This is a genomic window from Photobacterium sp. HL06 (genome assembly GCF_059552575.1).
Genome location: NZ_CM183914.1, coordinates 449,679 through 465,804 on the forward strand (window position 1 = coordinate 449,679; position 16,126 = coordinate 465,804).

Sequence of the window (16,126 nt, forward strand, 5' to 3'; positions counted from 1 at the left end):
CCACCAAAGGGGTGAGAAACTGATTGACCCAAATTGGTCAGACCATTAAAGGTTATCTTGCCCTTATTTCCTTTCTTTACTGTTAATGAATAGTATCCACGCTGCTTTAACAAGTTTTCATAAGTTGAAATTTTTGTTAAATCCCCCTCCATTCTATGATTTCTGTCAAGTTGCCAGTGGACATCTTTGATTATTTCTGTAAACTTTCCTCCCACAAATGAATTGGTAATACCAATTATCCGCATCGCGGATTTCCCGAAACGCTATAAGTACAAGAAGCATAACGAAAAAAATGACTTATAAACGAATTCGCCAACCCAAGCTCTCCGATGCCATCGAGCAGGAAATAGAGCGCCTGATCCTGGAAGGCACCCTGTCTCCGGGTCAGCAGCTGCCGCCTGAGCGCGAGCTGGCCAAGCAATTCGACGTTTCACGCCCTTCTGTACGAGAAGCTATCCAGCGCCTTGAAGCCAAAAACCTCCTGACCCGACGTCAGGGGGGCGGCACCTTTGTGACCGAAAAACTATGGCAGAGTTTTTCTGAGCCGCTGCTGGATTTGCTCGGCGCCTATCCGGAAGCCCAGCTAGATTTACTTGAGTCTCGCCACGCCCTTGAAGGCCTGGCTGCGTATTACGCGGCATTGCGAGGCAACGAAGAAGATTTCACTCGTATCCGTGACTGCCATACACGGATACAAGACGCTCAGCAGCAAGGCGACATCAAAGCCGAAGCCAGCGCGGTAATGCAGTACCTGATTGCGGTGACCGAATCCGCCCATAACGTGGTACTGCTTCATATCATCCGCAGCCTTGCCCCTTTGCTTGAGCAAAACGTATTACAAAACTTTGAGCTCCTGAACCGCCGCCCAGAAGTGGTGGGGAAGGTGCGAAAGCATCGAGCCAATATTGTGCAAGCGATTGTTTCTGGTGAGCCAGAAAAAGCCCGTGAAGCATCGCATGCACATTTGGCTTATATCGAGGAAACCCTGTTGGATTTATCGCGTGAAGATAGCAGACGTGAACGCTCTCTTCGTCGGATTCAACAACGCAAGGACGGGCTGGATTAATACCCCTCATATAAGCCGAGGCAGGTAGTAAACAGTCGCGACATTGTTAGTTTTGTAGATTATCAACGAAAGGATAGATCGCATGTCTGAAGTCATGAAAAATGACGTTGACGTACTTGAAACTCAAGAGTGGCTAGAAGCTCTTGAATCAGTCGTTCGTGAAGAAGGTGTAGAGCGTGCACAGTACCTGCTTGAGCAAGTATTGGATAAAGCGCGTTTAGACGGTGTAGATATGCCAACGGGCATGACTACTAACTACATCAATACGATTCCAGCTGCACAAGAGCCTGCGTATCCTGGTGATACTACTCTTGAGCGTCGTATCCGTTCCATCATCCGTTGGAACGCAATCATGATCGTACTACGTGCTTCTAAGAAAGATTTAGACCTGGGTGGCCACATGGCTTCTTACCAGTCTGCTTCTGCCTTCTACGAAGTATGTTTCAACCACTTCTTCCGTGCTCCAAACGAAGTTGATGGCGGCGATTTGGTTTACTACCAGGGCCACATCTCTCCAGGTATCTATTCTCGTGCATTTGTTGAAGGCCGCCTGACTGAAGAGCAGCTAGACAACTTCCGTCAAGAAGTTGATGGCAAAGGTATCCCTTCATACCCGCACCCTAAACTAATGCCTGAGTTCTGGCAGTTCCCGACTGTATCTATGGGTCTTGGCCCTATCTCAGCTATCTATCAAGCTCGTTTCCTGAAGTACCTTTCAGGTCGTGGCCTTAAGGACACTACTGCTCAGCGCGTATATGCGTTCCTGGGTGACGGTGAGATGGATGAGCCAGAATCACGCGGTGCGATTTCTTTCGCTGCACGTGAGAAGCTAGATAACCTATGTTTCCTAATCAACTGTAACCTGCAGCGCCTAGATGGCCCTGTTATGGGTAACGGCAAAATCATTCAAGAGCTAGAAGGCCTATTTAAAGGTGCTGGCTGGAATGTGGTTAAAGTGGTTTGGGGTAACAACTGGGATGCGCTACTAGCGAAAGACACAACCGGTAAGCTTCTTCAGCTAATGAATGAAACTATCGATGGTGACTACCAGACATTCAAATCTAAAGATGGCGCCTACGTACGTGAGCACTTCTTTGGTAAATACCCAGAAACAGCTGCACTAGTTGCAGATATGACTGATGAGCAAATCTTCGAACTTAAGCGTGGTGGTCACGATTCTTCGAAACTATTTGCGGCATTTAATAATGCAAAAGAAACCGACGGCAAGCCAACAGTAATCCTAGCTAAGACAGTTAAAGGTTACGGTATGGGTGATGCAGCGGAAGGTAAGAACATCGCACACGGTGTTAAGAAAATGGACATGACGCATGTTCAGCACCTACGTGATCGCCTAGGCCTACAAGACGTGGTTTCTGATGAAGAAATGAAGTCTCTTCCATACTTGAAGCTGGAAGAAGGTTCTGCAGAGTACAACTACCTGCACGCTCGTCGTAATGCTCTACACGGTTACACGCCTAAGCGTCTGCCTAAGTTCACACAAGAATTTAAGGTGCCTGAGCTAGAAGATTTCGCCCCTCTACTAGGTGAACAGAAGCGTGATATCTCTACGACGATGGCTTATGTACGTACGCTAAATATCTTACTGAAAGATAAAAGTATCGGTAAGAACATCGTACCAATCATCTGTGATGAAGCACGTACCTTTGGTATGGAAGGTCTGTTCCGTCAGGTTGGTATCTATAACCCGCACGGTCAAGAGTACACGCCAGAAGACCGCGGTGTGGTTTCTTACTACAAAGAAGCAACGTCTGGTCAGGTTCTGCAAGAAGGTATCAACGAGCTTGGCTCAATGGCATCTTGGGTTGCTGCTGCAACGTCGTACAGCACCAACGATCTGCCAATGATCCCATTCTACATCTACTACTCAATGTTCGGTTTCCAACGTGTTGGTGACATGGCATGGCTAGCAGGTGACCAACAAGCACGTGGTTTCTTACTTGGTGCTACTGCAGGTCGTACAACGCTGAATGGTGAAGGTCTACAGCACGAAGATGGTCACTCTCATGTTCTGGCGAACACAATTCCTAACTGTGTCTCTTACGACCCAACGTTTGCTTACGAGCTTGCGGTAATCATGCAAGACGGTATCCGTCGCATGTACGGTGAGAACCAAGAGAACGTGTTCTACTACCTAACGGTAATGAACGAAAACTACGCAATGCCAGCAATGCCTGAAGGCGCTGAAGAAGGCATCCGTAAGGGTATCTACAAGCTAGAATCTTACGCGGGCACAGAGTCTGCAAAAGAGCGAAAAGTTCAGCTGATGAGCTCTGGTACTATCATGAACGAAGTACGCAAAGCGGCACAGATCCTGAGCGACGACTACGGCGTAGCTTCTGACATTTACTCTGTTACCTCTTTCAACGAGCTAACACGTGACGGTCAGGATGTTGAGCGTTTCAACATGCTACACCCAGAAGCTGAGCAGAAAGTAGCTTACATCACATCTGTAATGGGTACTGAACCTGCAATCGCAGCAACTGACTACATGAAGAACTACGCAGAGCAAGTACGTGCATTCATGCCGTCTGAGTCTTTCAAAGTTCTTGGTACTGATGGTTTCGGTCGTTCTGACAGCCGTGAGAACCTACGTCGTCACTTCGAAGTTAACGCAGGCTACGTCGTTGTAGCAGCGCTAACTGAACTGGCTAACCGTGGTGATGTTGAGAAATCGGTAGTAGCTGAAGCTATTGCTAAATTCAACATCGACGCTGACAAGATCAACCCGCTATACGCGTAAGAGGCAATAACACATGGCAATCGAAATTAATGTACCTGACATCGGTGCGGACGAGGTTGAAGTAACTGAGATTCTTGTTAGCGTTGGCGACAAGGTTGAAGAAGAACAGTCTCTGATCACTGTAGAAGGCGACAAGGCTTCTATGGAAGTACCAGCTTCTCAGGCGGGTATCGTTAAAGAAATCAAAATCGCTGAAGGCGACAAGGTTTCTACCGGTTCTCTAATTATGATCTTTGAAGCGGAAGGCGCAGCAGCTGCGCCAGCTCCTGCAGTTGAAGCGGCGGCACCTGTTGCAGCAGCTCCTGCGGCCGCTGAGCTTAAAGAAGTTCACGTACCGGATATCGGTGGCGATGAAGTAGAAGTAACTGAAATTATGGTTGCTATCGGCGACAGCATTGAAGAAGAGCAGTCTCTTCTTACTGTTGAAGGCGACAAAGCATCTATGGAAGTACCAGCGCCATTCGCGGGTACCCTAAAAGAGATCAAAGTAGCGGCAGGCGATAAAGTATCGACTGGCTCTCTAATTATGATCTTCGAAACGGCAGGTTCTGCTCCGGCAGCAGCACCCGTGGCAGCAGCAGCTCCGGCGGCAGCGCCAGCAGCATCGGTAGCAAAAGATGTAAACGTACCGGACATCGGCGGTGATGAAGTAGAAGTTACTGAAATCATGGTTGCTGTTGGCGATACAGTGGAAGAAGAGCAGTCTCTTATCACTGTTGAAGGTGACAAGGCTTCAATGGAAGTTCCTGCACCATTCGCAGGTACGGTTAAAGAAATCAAGATCGCAGCTGGTGACAAAGTGTCGACTGGTTCACTGATCATGGTATTCGAAGTGGCCGGCACCCCGGTGGCTGGCGCAGTTGCAGCGGCACCTGCTCCGGCAGCGGCGGCTCCAGCACCAACGGCAGCGCCTGCAAAAGCAGCGGCTCCTGCGGCAACTGGCGAATTTGAAGCAAACAACGAGTACGCTCACGCGTCTCCAGTTGTTCGCCGTCTTGCGCGTGAATTCGGTGTAAACCTTGCGAAAGTTAAAGGTACTGGCCGTAAGCAGCGCATCCTGAAAGAAGATGTACAGAACTTCGTTAAAGAAGCGCTTAAGCGTCTTGAGTCTGGTGCTGCGGCATCTGGCAAAGGTGACGGTTCTGCACTTGGCCTACTACCATGGCCAAAAGTTGATTTCAGCAAGTTTGGTGAGACTGAAACTAAACCGCTATCTCGCATCAAGAAGATCTCTGGCGCTAACCTGCACCGTAACTGGGTAATGATCCCTCACGTTACACAGTGGGACAACGCAGACATCACAGCTCTGGAAGCATTCCGTAAAGAGCAGAACGCGATTGAAGCGAAGAAAGATTCAGGCATGAAGATCACACCACTTGTGTTCATCATGAAAGCTGTAGCTAAAGCGCTTGAAGCATTCCCAGCATTCAACTCTTCTCTATCTGAAGACGGTGAAAACCTAATTCTGAAGAAGTACGTGAACGTGGGTATTGCTGTTGATACGCCGAATGGCCTAGTTGTTCCTGTCTTCAAAGACGTGAACAAAAAAGGTATCTACGAGCTATCTGAAGAGCTAATGGCTGTATCGAAGAAAGCACGTGCTGGTAAGCTAACTGCTGCAGATATGCAGGGTGGCTGTTTCACTATCTCTAGCCTTGGCGGCTTGGGTGGTACTGCATTCACACCAATCGTGAATGCACCAGAAGTAGGTATCCTTGGCGTATCTAAGTCTGAAATGAAACCAGTATGGAACGGCAAGGACTTCGAACCTCGCCTAATGCTTCCTCTATCACTGTCTTACGATCACCGCGTGATCGACGGTGCTGAAGGTGCGCGCTTCATTACTTACCTAAACGGCTGTCTATCTGATATCCGCCGTTTGGTGCTTTAAGGTTTCACATCCGCAACGCCATGTCTGCAACAGCAGACATGGAATTGTTGTGTAGCTCACAGGCTATGGCAATATACTTTTCACTTTGTTAACAGGTCTGTAAACTTGTTGGCAATCTGAAAGAAGAATGTACAAAGCAAATAAGTACAACTTACCTGATAGCCTGTTAGGGATAAAAGACTTACAACGAGGTCATGATGAGTAAAGAAATTAAAGCCCAGGTAGTGGTGTTGGGTTCAGGCCCTGCTGGTTACTCTGCGGCATTCCGCTGCGCAGACTTAGGTCTAGAGACGGTTCTAATCGAAAAATACAGCACCCTAGGTGGCGTATGTCTGAACGTGGGTTGTATCCCATCGAAGGCGCTGCTTCACGTAGCTAAAGTTATCGAAGAAGCAAAAGCGATGGCTGATCACGGTGTTGTATTCGGCGAGCCGCAAACAGACATCAACAAGATCCGCGTTTGGAAAGACAAAGTAATCACTCAGCTAACTGGCGGTCTTGGCGGTATGGCTAAGATGCGTAAAGTTAACGTGGTTAACGGTTACGGTAAATTTACTGGTCCTAACACGATTGTTGTTGAAGGCGAAGACGGTCAGACGACGGTTAGCTTCGACAATGCGATTGTTGCTGCAGGCTCTCGTCCAATCGAACTGCCATTCATTCCGCATGAAGACCCACGTATCTGGGACTCTACAGATGCACTTGAGCTGAAAGAAGTACCTGAGAAGCTACTTGTTATGGGTGGCGGTATCATCGGCCTGGAAATGGGTACGGTTTACCACTCACTAGGTTCTCAGATCGACGTTGTTGAAATGTTCGATCAGGTGATCCCTGCAGCTGACAAAGACATCGTTCGTGTGTTCACCAAGCGCATCAAGAAGAAATTCAACCTGATGCTGGAAACCAAAGTAACGGCTGTTGAAGCGAAAGAAGACGGTATCTACGTTTCAATGGAAGGCAAGAAAGCACCAGCTGAGCCTGTACGTTACGATGCGGTTCTTGTTGCTATCGGCCGTGTACCAAACGGTAAGCTGCTTGATGCAGAGAAAGCTGGCATTGAAGTTGACGAGCGCGGTTTCATCAACGTTGATAAGCAGATGCGTACTAACGTACCTCACATCCACGCTATCGGTGACATCGTTGGCCAGCCAATGCTTGCTCACAAAGGTGTGCATGAAGGCCACGTAGCGGCTGAAGTTATCTCTGGTAAGAAGCACTACTTCGATCCTAAAGTTATTCCTTCAATTGCTTACACTGAGCCAGAAGTGGCATGGGTTGGTAAGACAGAGAAAGAAGCAAAAGCAGAAGGTATCAACTACGAAGTTGCAACTTTCCCATGGGCAGCCTCTGGCCGTGCAATCGCTTCTGACTGTGCTGACGGTATGACGAAGATGATCTTCGACAAAGACACGCACCGTGTGATCGGTGGTGCTATCGTAGGTACTAACGGTGGTGAGCTTCTAGGCGAAATCGGCCTGGCGATCGAGATGGGCTGTGATGCAGAAGACATCGCACTGACTATCCACGCTCACCCGACTCTGCACGAGTCTGTTGGCCTGGCTGCTGAAGTGTTTGAAGGTTCTATCACTGACCTGCCAAACGCAAAAGCGGTTAAGCGTAAGAAGTAATTCTTGTCGCTAAAGCTGATATGAAAAAAGCGCCTTAGGGCGCTTTTTTGCGTTTGGGGGCGGAGACTGGATCCTAGATTCTGGTTCCTGGATAAAAGCGGTAAGAGCGGTTCTATGGCCCTGAGGCCCTATGGGTAGTCAGATTTGAGTAGTTGTTGATATCAAATGATGGCTCGGGAATTCTGCTTGTAGGATCACAGGATCCAGGATCTAGTGCTCCTAAAAAAGAAAGGAGAGCCAAAGCTCTCCTCCCGCTTCCCGAAGCGAAGCGTAACCCGCATCTCGCTTCCGCTCTTAAAGTCTAAACGTCCCCACCATATCATCCAGGCGTTTCGATAACTCACGCAGCTCCTGGCTCGATTGTGCCAGCTCAGTTGCCGTATCGGCCGTGCGCTGGGTAGTCTCGTTGATTTCTTCGATATTGCAGTTGATGTCATTCACCACAGTCGATTGCTCTTCGGTTGCCGTTGCCACCTGGGTATTCATATCTGAAATCAGGGTGATACGATCAGCAATTGAAACCAATGCGCCTGAGGCTTCATCAGCCGCCGATACACCATCTGATGTCAGCTGGCGGCTCTGTACCATCGCATTCACAGCGTTACTCGCTTCTTCCTGCAAGCGATTGATCATGTTCTGGATCTCATCTGTCGAATCAGCCGTCCTGCTTGCCAGGCCCCTTACTTCGTCAGCCACAACCGCAAAACCACGACCTTGCTCGCCGGCGCGGGCGGCCTCAATGGCGGCATTGAGCGCCAGTAGGTTGGTTTGCTCTGAAATGCCACGGATCACATCTAAGATACTGCCAATGGCCTGGGTGTTGTTAGCCAGTGACTCGATCACCTCACTGACTTGTGACACATCATTCGATAGCTGGTTAATGCTGTCGCGTGCTTGCCCGACGACTGCCTGGCCGCTCTGGGTTTCGGATTCAGCGTTATGGGCGGCATCGGCAGCGTGGGCGGCATTTCCGGCAATTTCGTTAACGGTTGCCCCCATTTGGTTGATTGCAGTGACAACCTGAATAGTGCGATCACGCTGGCTGTGGCTGTTATCCAAGGTCTGCTGGGCCTGAGATGCCACCGACTCTGCGGCATTACGCAGTGAGTTTCCAGTCTCGGCGACTTCTTTTACCGAGTAATGGATTTTGCTGATAAAGCTGTTAAAGCCTGCCGACAGCTGGGCAATTTCATCTTTGCCTTCGATCTCAATGCGGTGGCGCAGATCACCTTCACCTTCTCCCAGATCTTTGAATACGGAAGCCAAGCGTGTGATAGGGCGGGTGATATTACTTCCCAGCCAAATCGCCAGCAGCACGAAAAGTGCGGCGATAGCTGCCGTCCAGATCATGATCTGGCTACGGGCCTGGTTCAGGCCGGCAAAGGCTTCTTCTTTTGGCAGCTCGGCAACCACATACCATTCCATCGACGGGATATAGCTGGTGGCAATCAGGGTATCGTTGCCATTGATTGTCGATTCTGCAACATTGAAGTCGTCTTTGCTCAGTAGCTGGCGGGCAATATCGGCACCATAGAGCTTAGCCAGATCACTGCTGCCCATCTTTCGGCTGTCTTTATGTAGGCGAACTAAGCCATTGGCGTCGGTCAGGTAAACATAGCCGCTCTGCTCGAGTTTGAACTGGTTGATGAAACGTACCATTTCGTCCATTGATTTGGACAGGCCGGCCATACCGCGCCCGTGCAGTTGCTGGTAGTTTACAAACAACTTAACCTCACCGTTTGCCTCCTGGAATACATTAAGCATGTTGGCGTTGCCGCTGCCGGTGAAACCGAAGAACCAGCTGTCTTGCTGCTGGTTCAGGCGGCGAAGAAAACCATTTTGGTTCCAGTAGTTGCCAGTCGAGCGGTCAGCTACTGACGCATCAAACAGGTTGTACTGAGTTCTGATATCATTAAGCTGTTGAATCAGCTTCTCTTCCTGAAGGGGGCGGCCACTCTCTTTATACATGTCTGTGATAAAGCGGGTAGTTGCCAGCTGCTGCGCAGCAGATTGTAGCAATGAGACTTCTTTGTCGATGTTGTTGCGGATCTGCATCAGCGTTGCTGGTAGTTCCGATTCAAGTAAACGGTGTTCTACCACGTTGCGGGCTTGGTTTTGGCCAATTGCACCAACGAGTATGGTTGAGGCGAGCACGGCGAGGACCATCGCCATGATCAGTTTTTGTTTTATAGTGAACTGGTTGAGCTTCATAATGTTTAACTGCTTATAGATATAGTAATGAACGAACCGATCGTTCACGGATAAAGTAGCCAATGACCCGACTAAAGCCATCAGTTAAAAATCTCTCTTTGAGTGTTTATCTGCCGATCCGTTACATAACTTTAGTGATAATACTCTCAATAGTGATAATGCCTTTTTCAGGAACTGCTTTTGCATTTGCGTCTGCATCAGAAAGGCCGAAAGTCGGCGTTGTGCTTGGTGGCGGGGGAGCTAAAGGCGCTGCCCATATTGGGGTGCTCAAGGCGCTGGAAGATATGCAGATCCCAGTTGATTACATCGTTGGCACCAGCATGGGAGCCTATGTTGGCGGCCTGTATGCAACGGGAATGAGTGCAGATGAAATAGAGGCCTTACTTACTACCGTTGACTGGGAGAGTGGCTACAAAGATCGGGTACAGCGCAGCGATCGCCGTGTCAGGGAGAAGCAGCAGGAAGACCGATACCAGGTTAACAGTGAGATCGGTTTTGACTTTTGGGAGTTGAAGGTACCAAGAGGATTCGTACAGGGGCAGATCATGGGGGAAATCCTGCGCTCGACGTCGGGTAACCTACCGACGATGAAGAGCTTCAATCATTTGCCAATCCCCTATAGGGCTGTTGCGACCGATATCGAAAACCTTGAGCCAGTGGTCTTGGATAAGGGCGATCTGGCCGAGGTGATGCAGGCCAGTATGTCGATCCCTGGGGTGCTGCCACCGATGGAGCTCGAAGACAAGTTGTTGGTTGATGGTGGGATCACTAATAACCTGCCTGTTTCTGTCGTCAAAGCGATGGGCGCTGATATCGTGATTGCTGTTGATATCAGTAATGAGTTTAAACAGCGCGATGAGTTGAATAACTATTTCGCGGTGATGGATCAGCTAACCGACTTCATGGTACGGGATAACGCGACTCGCCAGATAAAGCAGCTGACCGACAAAGATGTGCTGATCCGCCCTAATATCCGGGGGATCAAAACCGCTGACTTCCAACGAATGCCAGCTGCATTTGAGAGCGGCTATATTGCGACCATGGCGCTGGAAGGGCAGCTGCAAGCACTGGGTGGTTCGTCTTGGTACCAGGCATACATCGACGGCAAGCAGCGCAAGCGCCGTTCACTCAATCACCTCGATGAGCAGAGGATCGATGACATACAGTTGGTCAACAATAGCCATTATTCAGATCAAGTATTGCTAGACCGTTTAGATCTTGAATCGGGCGCCAAGATCAGTTCAGAAGAGCTAGCTGAGAGTGTGCGTAACCTGTATGCCCTGGATCGCTTTGAGCGTATTGATTACCGGATTCAGAACGAAGGTGGCGAAAACATTGTGCTGCTGGAGGTAAAGGAAAAGAGCTGGGGGCCTAACTTTATTGATCTTCGCTTTGCACTGGAAGACGATTTTGAAAATAGCACCGACTATTCGATAGGGGCGGCGTTTAATATTACCGGGCTTAGCCAGGCGGGCGCTGAATGGCGTACCGAGCTGGAGTACGGTACAGATAAACGGATTGCAACCGAGATGTACCTGCCGTTCATTAAAGATCAGGAGTGGTTTAGCCTGGTTTCTGCGGAATATAACTTCGCCGATAAGAACTTAACGGATTTAAATGAAGAGCCAAGCCTGGAAACCATTGATGAGTTTCTACCTGCGACTTTTAGCGATATGACCTTTGATGTCTCATTTGGTTGGCAGCCGCAACTGTGGCATGAATTTAGGCTGGGTTTCCGCTATATCGACGGGGATACAGAGTTCCCTGGCCTTATTGACCTTGGTGAAATGTCGTGGAGAAGCCGGGTTGGCTACATGAACTATAGCCTCGATACCCTTGATGACTTCACCTTACCGAAACGGGGAAACCTGTTCCAGATTGAGCTTGCTGCATCGGATGATACCCGTGATTTTTTGGGAATAAGGGAGACGGATTTGTCCTTCCATCTGGATGCCCTGTGGAAAGGTGCTTATACCATTGGTGAGCATACCTTGATGGGGAAAGCTGAGGTGGGGCGCATTCAGTCGGATTTAGACTTGCGGCGAGACCCCAAAGAGATCGGTGGGTTTCTGAATCTTTCGGGGATCCCGAAAAACAGTATGTCTGGCAACAACAAATTATTCACCGCACTGGTGTACCGCTATCACTTGCTGGATCAGGACTTCGGCCTGTTCAAATCGACAGTGTATGTTGGCAGCTCCATAGAGTGGGGGGGCGTGTATAACAATAGTGATCTCTCGTTTAATGAGGCACCGCTGTATTTTGCTGGCAGTCTATTTTCCGGTATTACCACCCCGTTAGGCCCTTTAATTCTTGCTTACGGTCAGACCGAGCAGAGTAATAATGCCATTTATTTGTTCTTTGGAGGGGCACTGTGAGGCTAAAGTCGTAGAGGGCTAGGTCATACTTATGCTGAAAGTGTGAATGTTGTGAAAAGAGGGTGGATTTTAATTTTAAGTTAAAAATGGTATGCTGATTGAACGGTTTTGGTCTCTACTGCATGTAACGGTGTCTTAGTTAGAAGAATAATAGGGCGCACTGTGCAGGAGCAGATCAATCACTTCCAAGGATGTTTGGCCACTAGGCTAAACCGAAATAAGAGGAATATGTCGTGCTTGAAGCCTACCGTAAACACGTCGAAGAACGTGCTGCAGAAGGAGTTGTTGCTAAACCACTCGATGCTGAGCAGGTTGCCGCTCTGGTTGAGCTCCTGAAAAATCCACCAGCGGGTGAAGAAGCCTTCCTGCTGGATCTATTAGAAAACCGTATTCCCCCTGGTGTTGATGAAGCTGCCTATGTAAAAGCTGGCTTCCTGGCTGCACTAACCAAAGGTGAAGCGGCATCACCCATTGTCAGCAAAGAGAAAGCAGCTGAACTACTGGGTACCATGCAAGGTGGTTACAACATCGAACCCCTGATCTCCCTTCTTGATGATGCCGAACTTGCTCCTATCGCCGTTAAGGCACTTTCCCATACCCTGCTAATGTTCGATGCTTTCTACGATGTGGAAGAGAAAGCCAAAGCAGGTAATGACTTTGCCAAGCAAGTTATTCAGTCATGGGCTGATGCTGAGTGGTTCCTGTCGAAGCCTGAACTGGCAGAGAAAATCACGCTGACCGTATTTAAGGTAACAGGCGAGACAAACACTGATGACTTGTCTCCGGCACCTGATGCCTGGTCGCGCCCGGATATCCCGCTCCATGCCTTGGCAATGCTGAAAAATGACCGTGACGGTATTAAACCTGATCAGCATGGTTCCATTGGTCCGATTAACCAAATTGAAGCACTGAAAACAAAAGGCCACCAGCTAGTTTACGTTGGTGATGTTGTCGGTACTGGTTCATCACGTAAGTCGGCGACTAACTCCGTGCTGTGGTTCATGGGTGATGATATCCCTAATGTACCGAATAAGCGCGCTGGCGGTTATGTACTGGGTGGCAAAATTGCTCCAATCTTCTTTAACACCATGGAAGATGCAGGTGCACTGCCTATCGAAGTGGATGTTACTGCGCTGAATATGGGTGATGTGATTGATGTTTACCCATTCAAAGGTGAAGTACGCCGTCATGACAGTGATGACGTCGTCTCTACCTTTGCATTGAAAACTGATGTCCTGATTGACGAAGTCCGTGCCGGTGGCCGTATTCCGCTGATCATTGGCCGTGGCCTGACTGATCGTGCTCGCCAGTCGCTAGGCTTGCCGTCATCTGATGTATTCCGTCGCCCTGGCGAAGTTGCTGACACGGGTAAAGGCTACAGCCTTGCGCAGAAGATGGTCGGTAAGGCGTGTGGTGTTGAGGGGATCCGCCCTGGCACCTACTGTGAGCCTAAGATGACCACCGTCGGCTCCCAGGATACTACCGGCCCTATGACCCGTGATGAGCTGAAAGACTTGGCGTGCCTTGGCTTCTCTGCCGAGCTGACCATGCAGTCATTCTGCCATACGTCGGCCTATCCAAAACCAATCGATGTGAACACCCACCATACGCTGCCTGATTTCATCATGAACCGTGGTGGTGTTGCCCTACGTCCGGGTGATGGTGTTATTCACTCTTGGTTAAACCGAATGCTACTGCCTGATACCGTCGGTACCGGTGGTGATTCGCACACCCGTTTCCCGCTGGGTATTTCGTTCCCGGCTGGCTCTGGCTTGGTAGCCTTTGCAGCAGCAACCGGTGTGATGCCGCTTGATATGCCTGAATCTATCTTGGTTCGCTTTAAAGGCGACATGCAAGAAGGGATCACCCTGCGTGATCTGGTTCATGCGATCCCTTACTATGCCATTCAGCAAGGTCTGCTAACGGTTGAGAAAGCGGGCAAGATCAATGAATTCTCTGGCCGCGTACTGGAAATCGAAGGTGTTGAGCACCTAACGGTTGAACAGGCATTCGAACTGTCTGATGCATCGGCAGAGCGTAGTGCGGCGGGTTGTACCGTTAAGCTATCTGAAGAATCCATTGCCGAGTACCTAAACTCCAACATCGTGATGCTGAAGTGGATGATCTCTGAAGGTTATGGTGATCGCCGTACTATCGAGCGTCGTATTACTGCGATGGAAGAATGGCTGGCAAATCCAGAGCTGATGGAAGCGGACAAAGATGCTGAGTACGCTCATGTTATCGAAATTGATCTGGCTGACATTACTCAACCGATCCTTTGTGCGCCAAACGATCCGGATGATGCTCGCCTGCTGTCTGATGTTCAGGGTACAGAAATTAATGAAGTCTTCATCGGTTCTTGTATGACGAACATCGGCCACTTCCGTGCGGCAGGTAAACTGCTTGAGAAGTTCGGTGGCCAGCTAGATACCCGCCTGTGGGTGGCACCGCCAACGAAGATGGATAAAGATCAGCTAACGGAAGAAGGGTACTACGGTATCTTTGGCCGTGCAGGGGTTCGTATTGAAACTCCGGGCTGTTCGCTATGTATGGGTAACCAGGCACGTGTTGCCGATGAAGCGACGGTTATGTCGACCTCGACCCGTAACTTCCCGAACCGCCTGGGTACCGGAGCCAATGTTTACCTGTCATCGGCAGAGCTTGCTGCGGTGGGTGCGATTCTTGGTCGTATCCCGACCATGGAAGAGTACCTGGAGTACGCGAAGCAAATCGATGCAACGGCAGCCGATACTTACCGTTACTTGAACTTCCACCGTATGGATAGTTATACCAAGAAAGCGGATGAAGTGATTATTCAGGCGGCGGTTTAAGAGCCGGAAGAACAGGTTCTGGGAAAAGCAGGACCTAGGTAAAGTCTGATACTCGCGTTTCAATATAAAAAAGGGTAAGTCAGCTTTTGACTTACCCTTTTTCTCTTACTAAATCCTGTAGAAACTAGAAACTAGAAACTAGAAACTAGAAACTAGAAACTAGAAACTAGAAACTAGAAACTAGAAACTAGAAACTAGAAACTAGAAACTAGAAACTAGTTACCGCTTTCCCACCGTCAGCATCGCGGCGACATTTCGCGCGGTCATCTGGACATTGAACGCCGCTTCATCAAGGGCGTCTGCCAGCTCCATCGCACGGGGCACAACGCTGAATACCGCATCAATACCATGATCATAAACCACATCACAATCATCAGACAGGCATCCGGCGATACCGATCACTGGGGTGTGGAACTTCTTCGCCGTGCGGGCCACACCAATAGGGGTTTTGCCGTGGATAGTCTGGCTATCAATACGGCCTTCACCTGTGATCACCAGATCGGCATCCGCAACGATATCGGTAAGGTTGACCGCATCCATGACAATGTCGATACCTGGGCGAAGGCTGGCATCTAGCAGGCCAAGCAGTGCCGCGCCCAGACCGCCAGCAGCACCTGCGCCAGCCATCTCTTTCACATCTCGATCCTGCTGGTTATTGATGATCTCGGCATAATGGGCAAGGTTGGCATCAAGCTGTTTGACCATCTCCGGTGTTGCCCCTTTTTGCGGGCCAAACACGTGAGCGGCACCTTTGGGCCCACATAGTGGGTTATCGACATCGCAAGCAACCTCAAGTTTGATTTTGGCCAGGCGAGGATCAACACTGCGGGTGTCGATGTGTGCCAGGCGGGCTAGCTCGCCACCGCCGTAGCCTATCTCATTCCCCTTGGCATCCTGCATTTTGATACCAAGCGCCTGTGCCATCCCGATCCCACCATCGTTCGTTGCACTGCCGCCGATACCAACAATAATATGCTCCACCCCTTTATCGAGGGCTGCCTTGATCAGTTCACCGGTACCGAATGTGGTGGTGAGGAGCGGATTGCGTTGCTCTGGCGTAACCAGGTGCAACCCTGAGGCGGCCGCCATCTCGATAATTGCGGTCTTGCCGTCGCCCATCAAACCGTAGAAACCATCAACCTGCTTGCCTAGCGGCCCTGTTACGCGCTGCTCGATAATTGAGCCATCGGTGGCATCGACCAGCGACTGTACGGTGCCTTCACCGCCATCGGCCATAGGTAGCTTGTGATATTCCGCATCTGGCAGTACCTGGCGGAAACCGGCTTCAATCGCAGTTGCTACTTCCATCGCCGTTAGACTTTCTTTGTATGAATCTGGGGCAATAATAATTTTCATGTTG

Annotated in this window: 8 protein-coding genes; 6 read left to right on the forward strand and 2 right to left on the reverse strand. The window is 49.7% G+C overall.

Going from position 1 to position 16,126, the window contains the following annotated elements:
* Positions 1 to 292 precede the first annotated feature (292 nt).
* The 4 genes from pdhR (at position 293) to lpdA (ending at position 7,346) form a co-directional block, all read left to right on the forward strand.
* Entirely contained in the window at positions 293 to 1,066 is a 774-nt protein-coding gene (pdhR, locus tag AC51G0_RS02185; RefSeq protein WP_496300499.1) for a pyruvate dehydrogenase complex transcriptional repressor PdhR, read from the forward strand.
* Positions 1,067 to 1,148: 82 nt separating this feature from the next.
* The gene (aceE, locus tag AC51G0_RS02190) at positions 1,149 to 3,827 is read left to right on the forward strand and encodes a pyruvate dehydrogenase (acetyl-transferring), homodimeric type (protein WP_496300500.1); all 2,679 of its coding nucleotides are present in this window, start codon (positions 1,149 to 1,151) and stop codon (positions 3,825 to 3,827) included.
* A 13-nt stretch (positions 3,828 to 3,840) separates the two neighbouring features.
* Positions 3,841 to 5,718 carry a pyruvate dehydrogenase complex dihydrolipoyllysine-residue acetyltransferase gene (gene aceF, locus AC51G0_RS02195; protein WP_496300501.1) on the forward strand — a complete coding sequence of 626 codons (1,878 nt, stop codon included), beginning with the start codon at positions 3,841 to 3,843 and terminating at the stop codon, positions 5,716 to 5,718.
* Between the two features lie 197 nt (positions 5,719 to 5,915).
* Positions 5,916 to 7,346, forward strand: a complete 1,431-nt coding sequence (gene lpdA / locus AC51G0_RS02200; RefSeq protein WP_496301846.1) for a dihydrolipoyl dehydrogenase — start codon at positions 5,916 to 5,918, stop codon at positions 7,344 to 7,346.
* A 294-nt stretch (positions 7,347 to 7,640) separates the two neighbouring features.
* Here the strand turns inward: lpdA and AC51G0_RS02205 are convergent, their stop codons facing one another.
* Positions 7,641 to 9,557 (reverse strand): methyl-accepting chemotaxis protein, encoded by a 1,917-nt coding sequence (locus tag AC51G0_RS02205; RefSeq protein WP_496300502.1) that lies wholly within the window; start codon positions 9,555 to 9,557, stop codon positions 7,641 to 7,643.
* Positions 9,558 to 9,715: 158 nt separating this feature from the next.
* On the opposite strand from AC51G0_RS02205, the gene AC51G0_RS02210 reads away from it, so the two are divergent.
* Both AC51G0_RS02210 and acnB read left to right on the forward strand, forming a co-directional pair.
* Entirely contained in the window at positions 9,716 to 11,935 is a 2,220-nt protein-coding gene (locus tag AC51G0_RS02210; protein WP_496300503.1) for a patatin-like phospholipase family protein, read from the forward strand.
* Between the two features lie 233 nt (positions 11,936 to 12,168).
* Positions 12,169 to 14,766 carry a bifunctional aconitate hydratase 2/2-methylisocitrate dehydratase gene (acnB, locus tag AC51G0_RS02215; protein WP_496300504.1) on the forward strand — a complete coding sequence of 866 codons (2,598 nt, stop codon included), beginning with the start codon at positions 12,169 to 12,171 and terminating at the stop codon, positions 14,764 to 14,766.
* 219 nt (positions 14,767 to 14,985) lie between these two features.
* Here the strand turns inward: acnB and AC51G0_RS02220 are convergent, their stop codons facing one another.
* A complete protein-coding gene (locus AC51G0_RS02220) occupies positions 14,986 to 16,122 on the reverse strand; it encodes a glycerate kinase (protein ID WP_496300505.1) in 1,137 nt (378 codons plus the stop codon).
* Positions 16,123 to 16,126: the final 4 nt, after the last annotated feature.

Excerpts from the sequence above, each read along its gene's own strand:
- AC51G0_RS02210 (WP_496300503.1), top strand. The coding sequence starts at position 9,716 with ATGCCTTTTTCAGGAACTGCTTTTGCATTTGCGTCTGCATCAGAAAGG.
- lpdA (WP_496301846.1), top strand. The coding sequence starts at position 5,916 with ATGAGTAAAGAAATTAAAGCCCAGGTAGTGGTGTTGGGTTCAGGCCCT.
- aceF (WP_496300501.1), top strand. The coding sequence starts at position 3,841 with ATGGCAATCGAAATTAATGTACCTGACATCGGTGCGGACGAGGTTGAA.
- AC51G0_RS02220 (WP_496300505.1), bottom strand. The coding sequence starts at position 16,122 with ATGAAAATTATTATTGCCCCAGATTCATACAAAGAAAGTCTAACGGCG.
- pdhR (WP_496300499.1), top strand. The coding sequence starts at position 293 with ATGACTTATAAACGAATTCGCCAACCCAAGCTCTCCGATGCCATCGAG.
- aceE (WP_496300500.1), top strand. The coding sequence starts at position 1,149 with ATGTCTGAAGTCATGAAAAATGACGTTGACGTACTTGAAACTCAAGAG.
- AC51G0_RS02205 (WP_496300502.1), bottom strand. The coding sequence starts at position 9,557 with ATGAAGCTCAACCAGTTCACTATAAAACAAAAACTGATCATGGCGATG.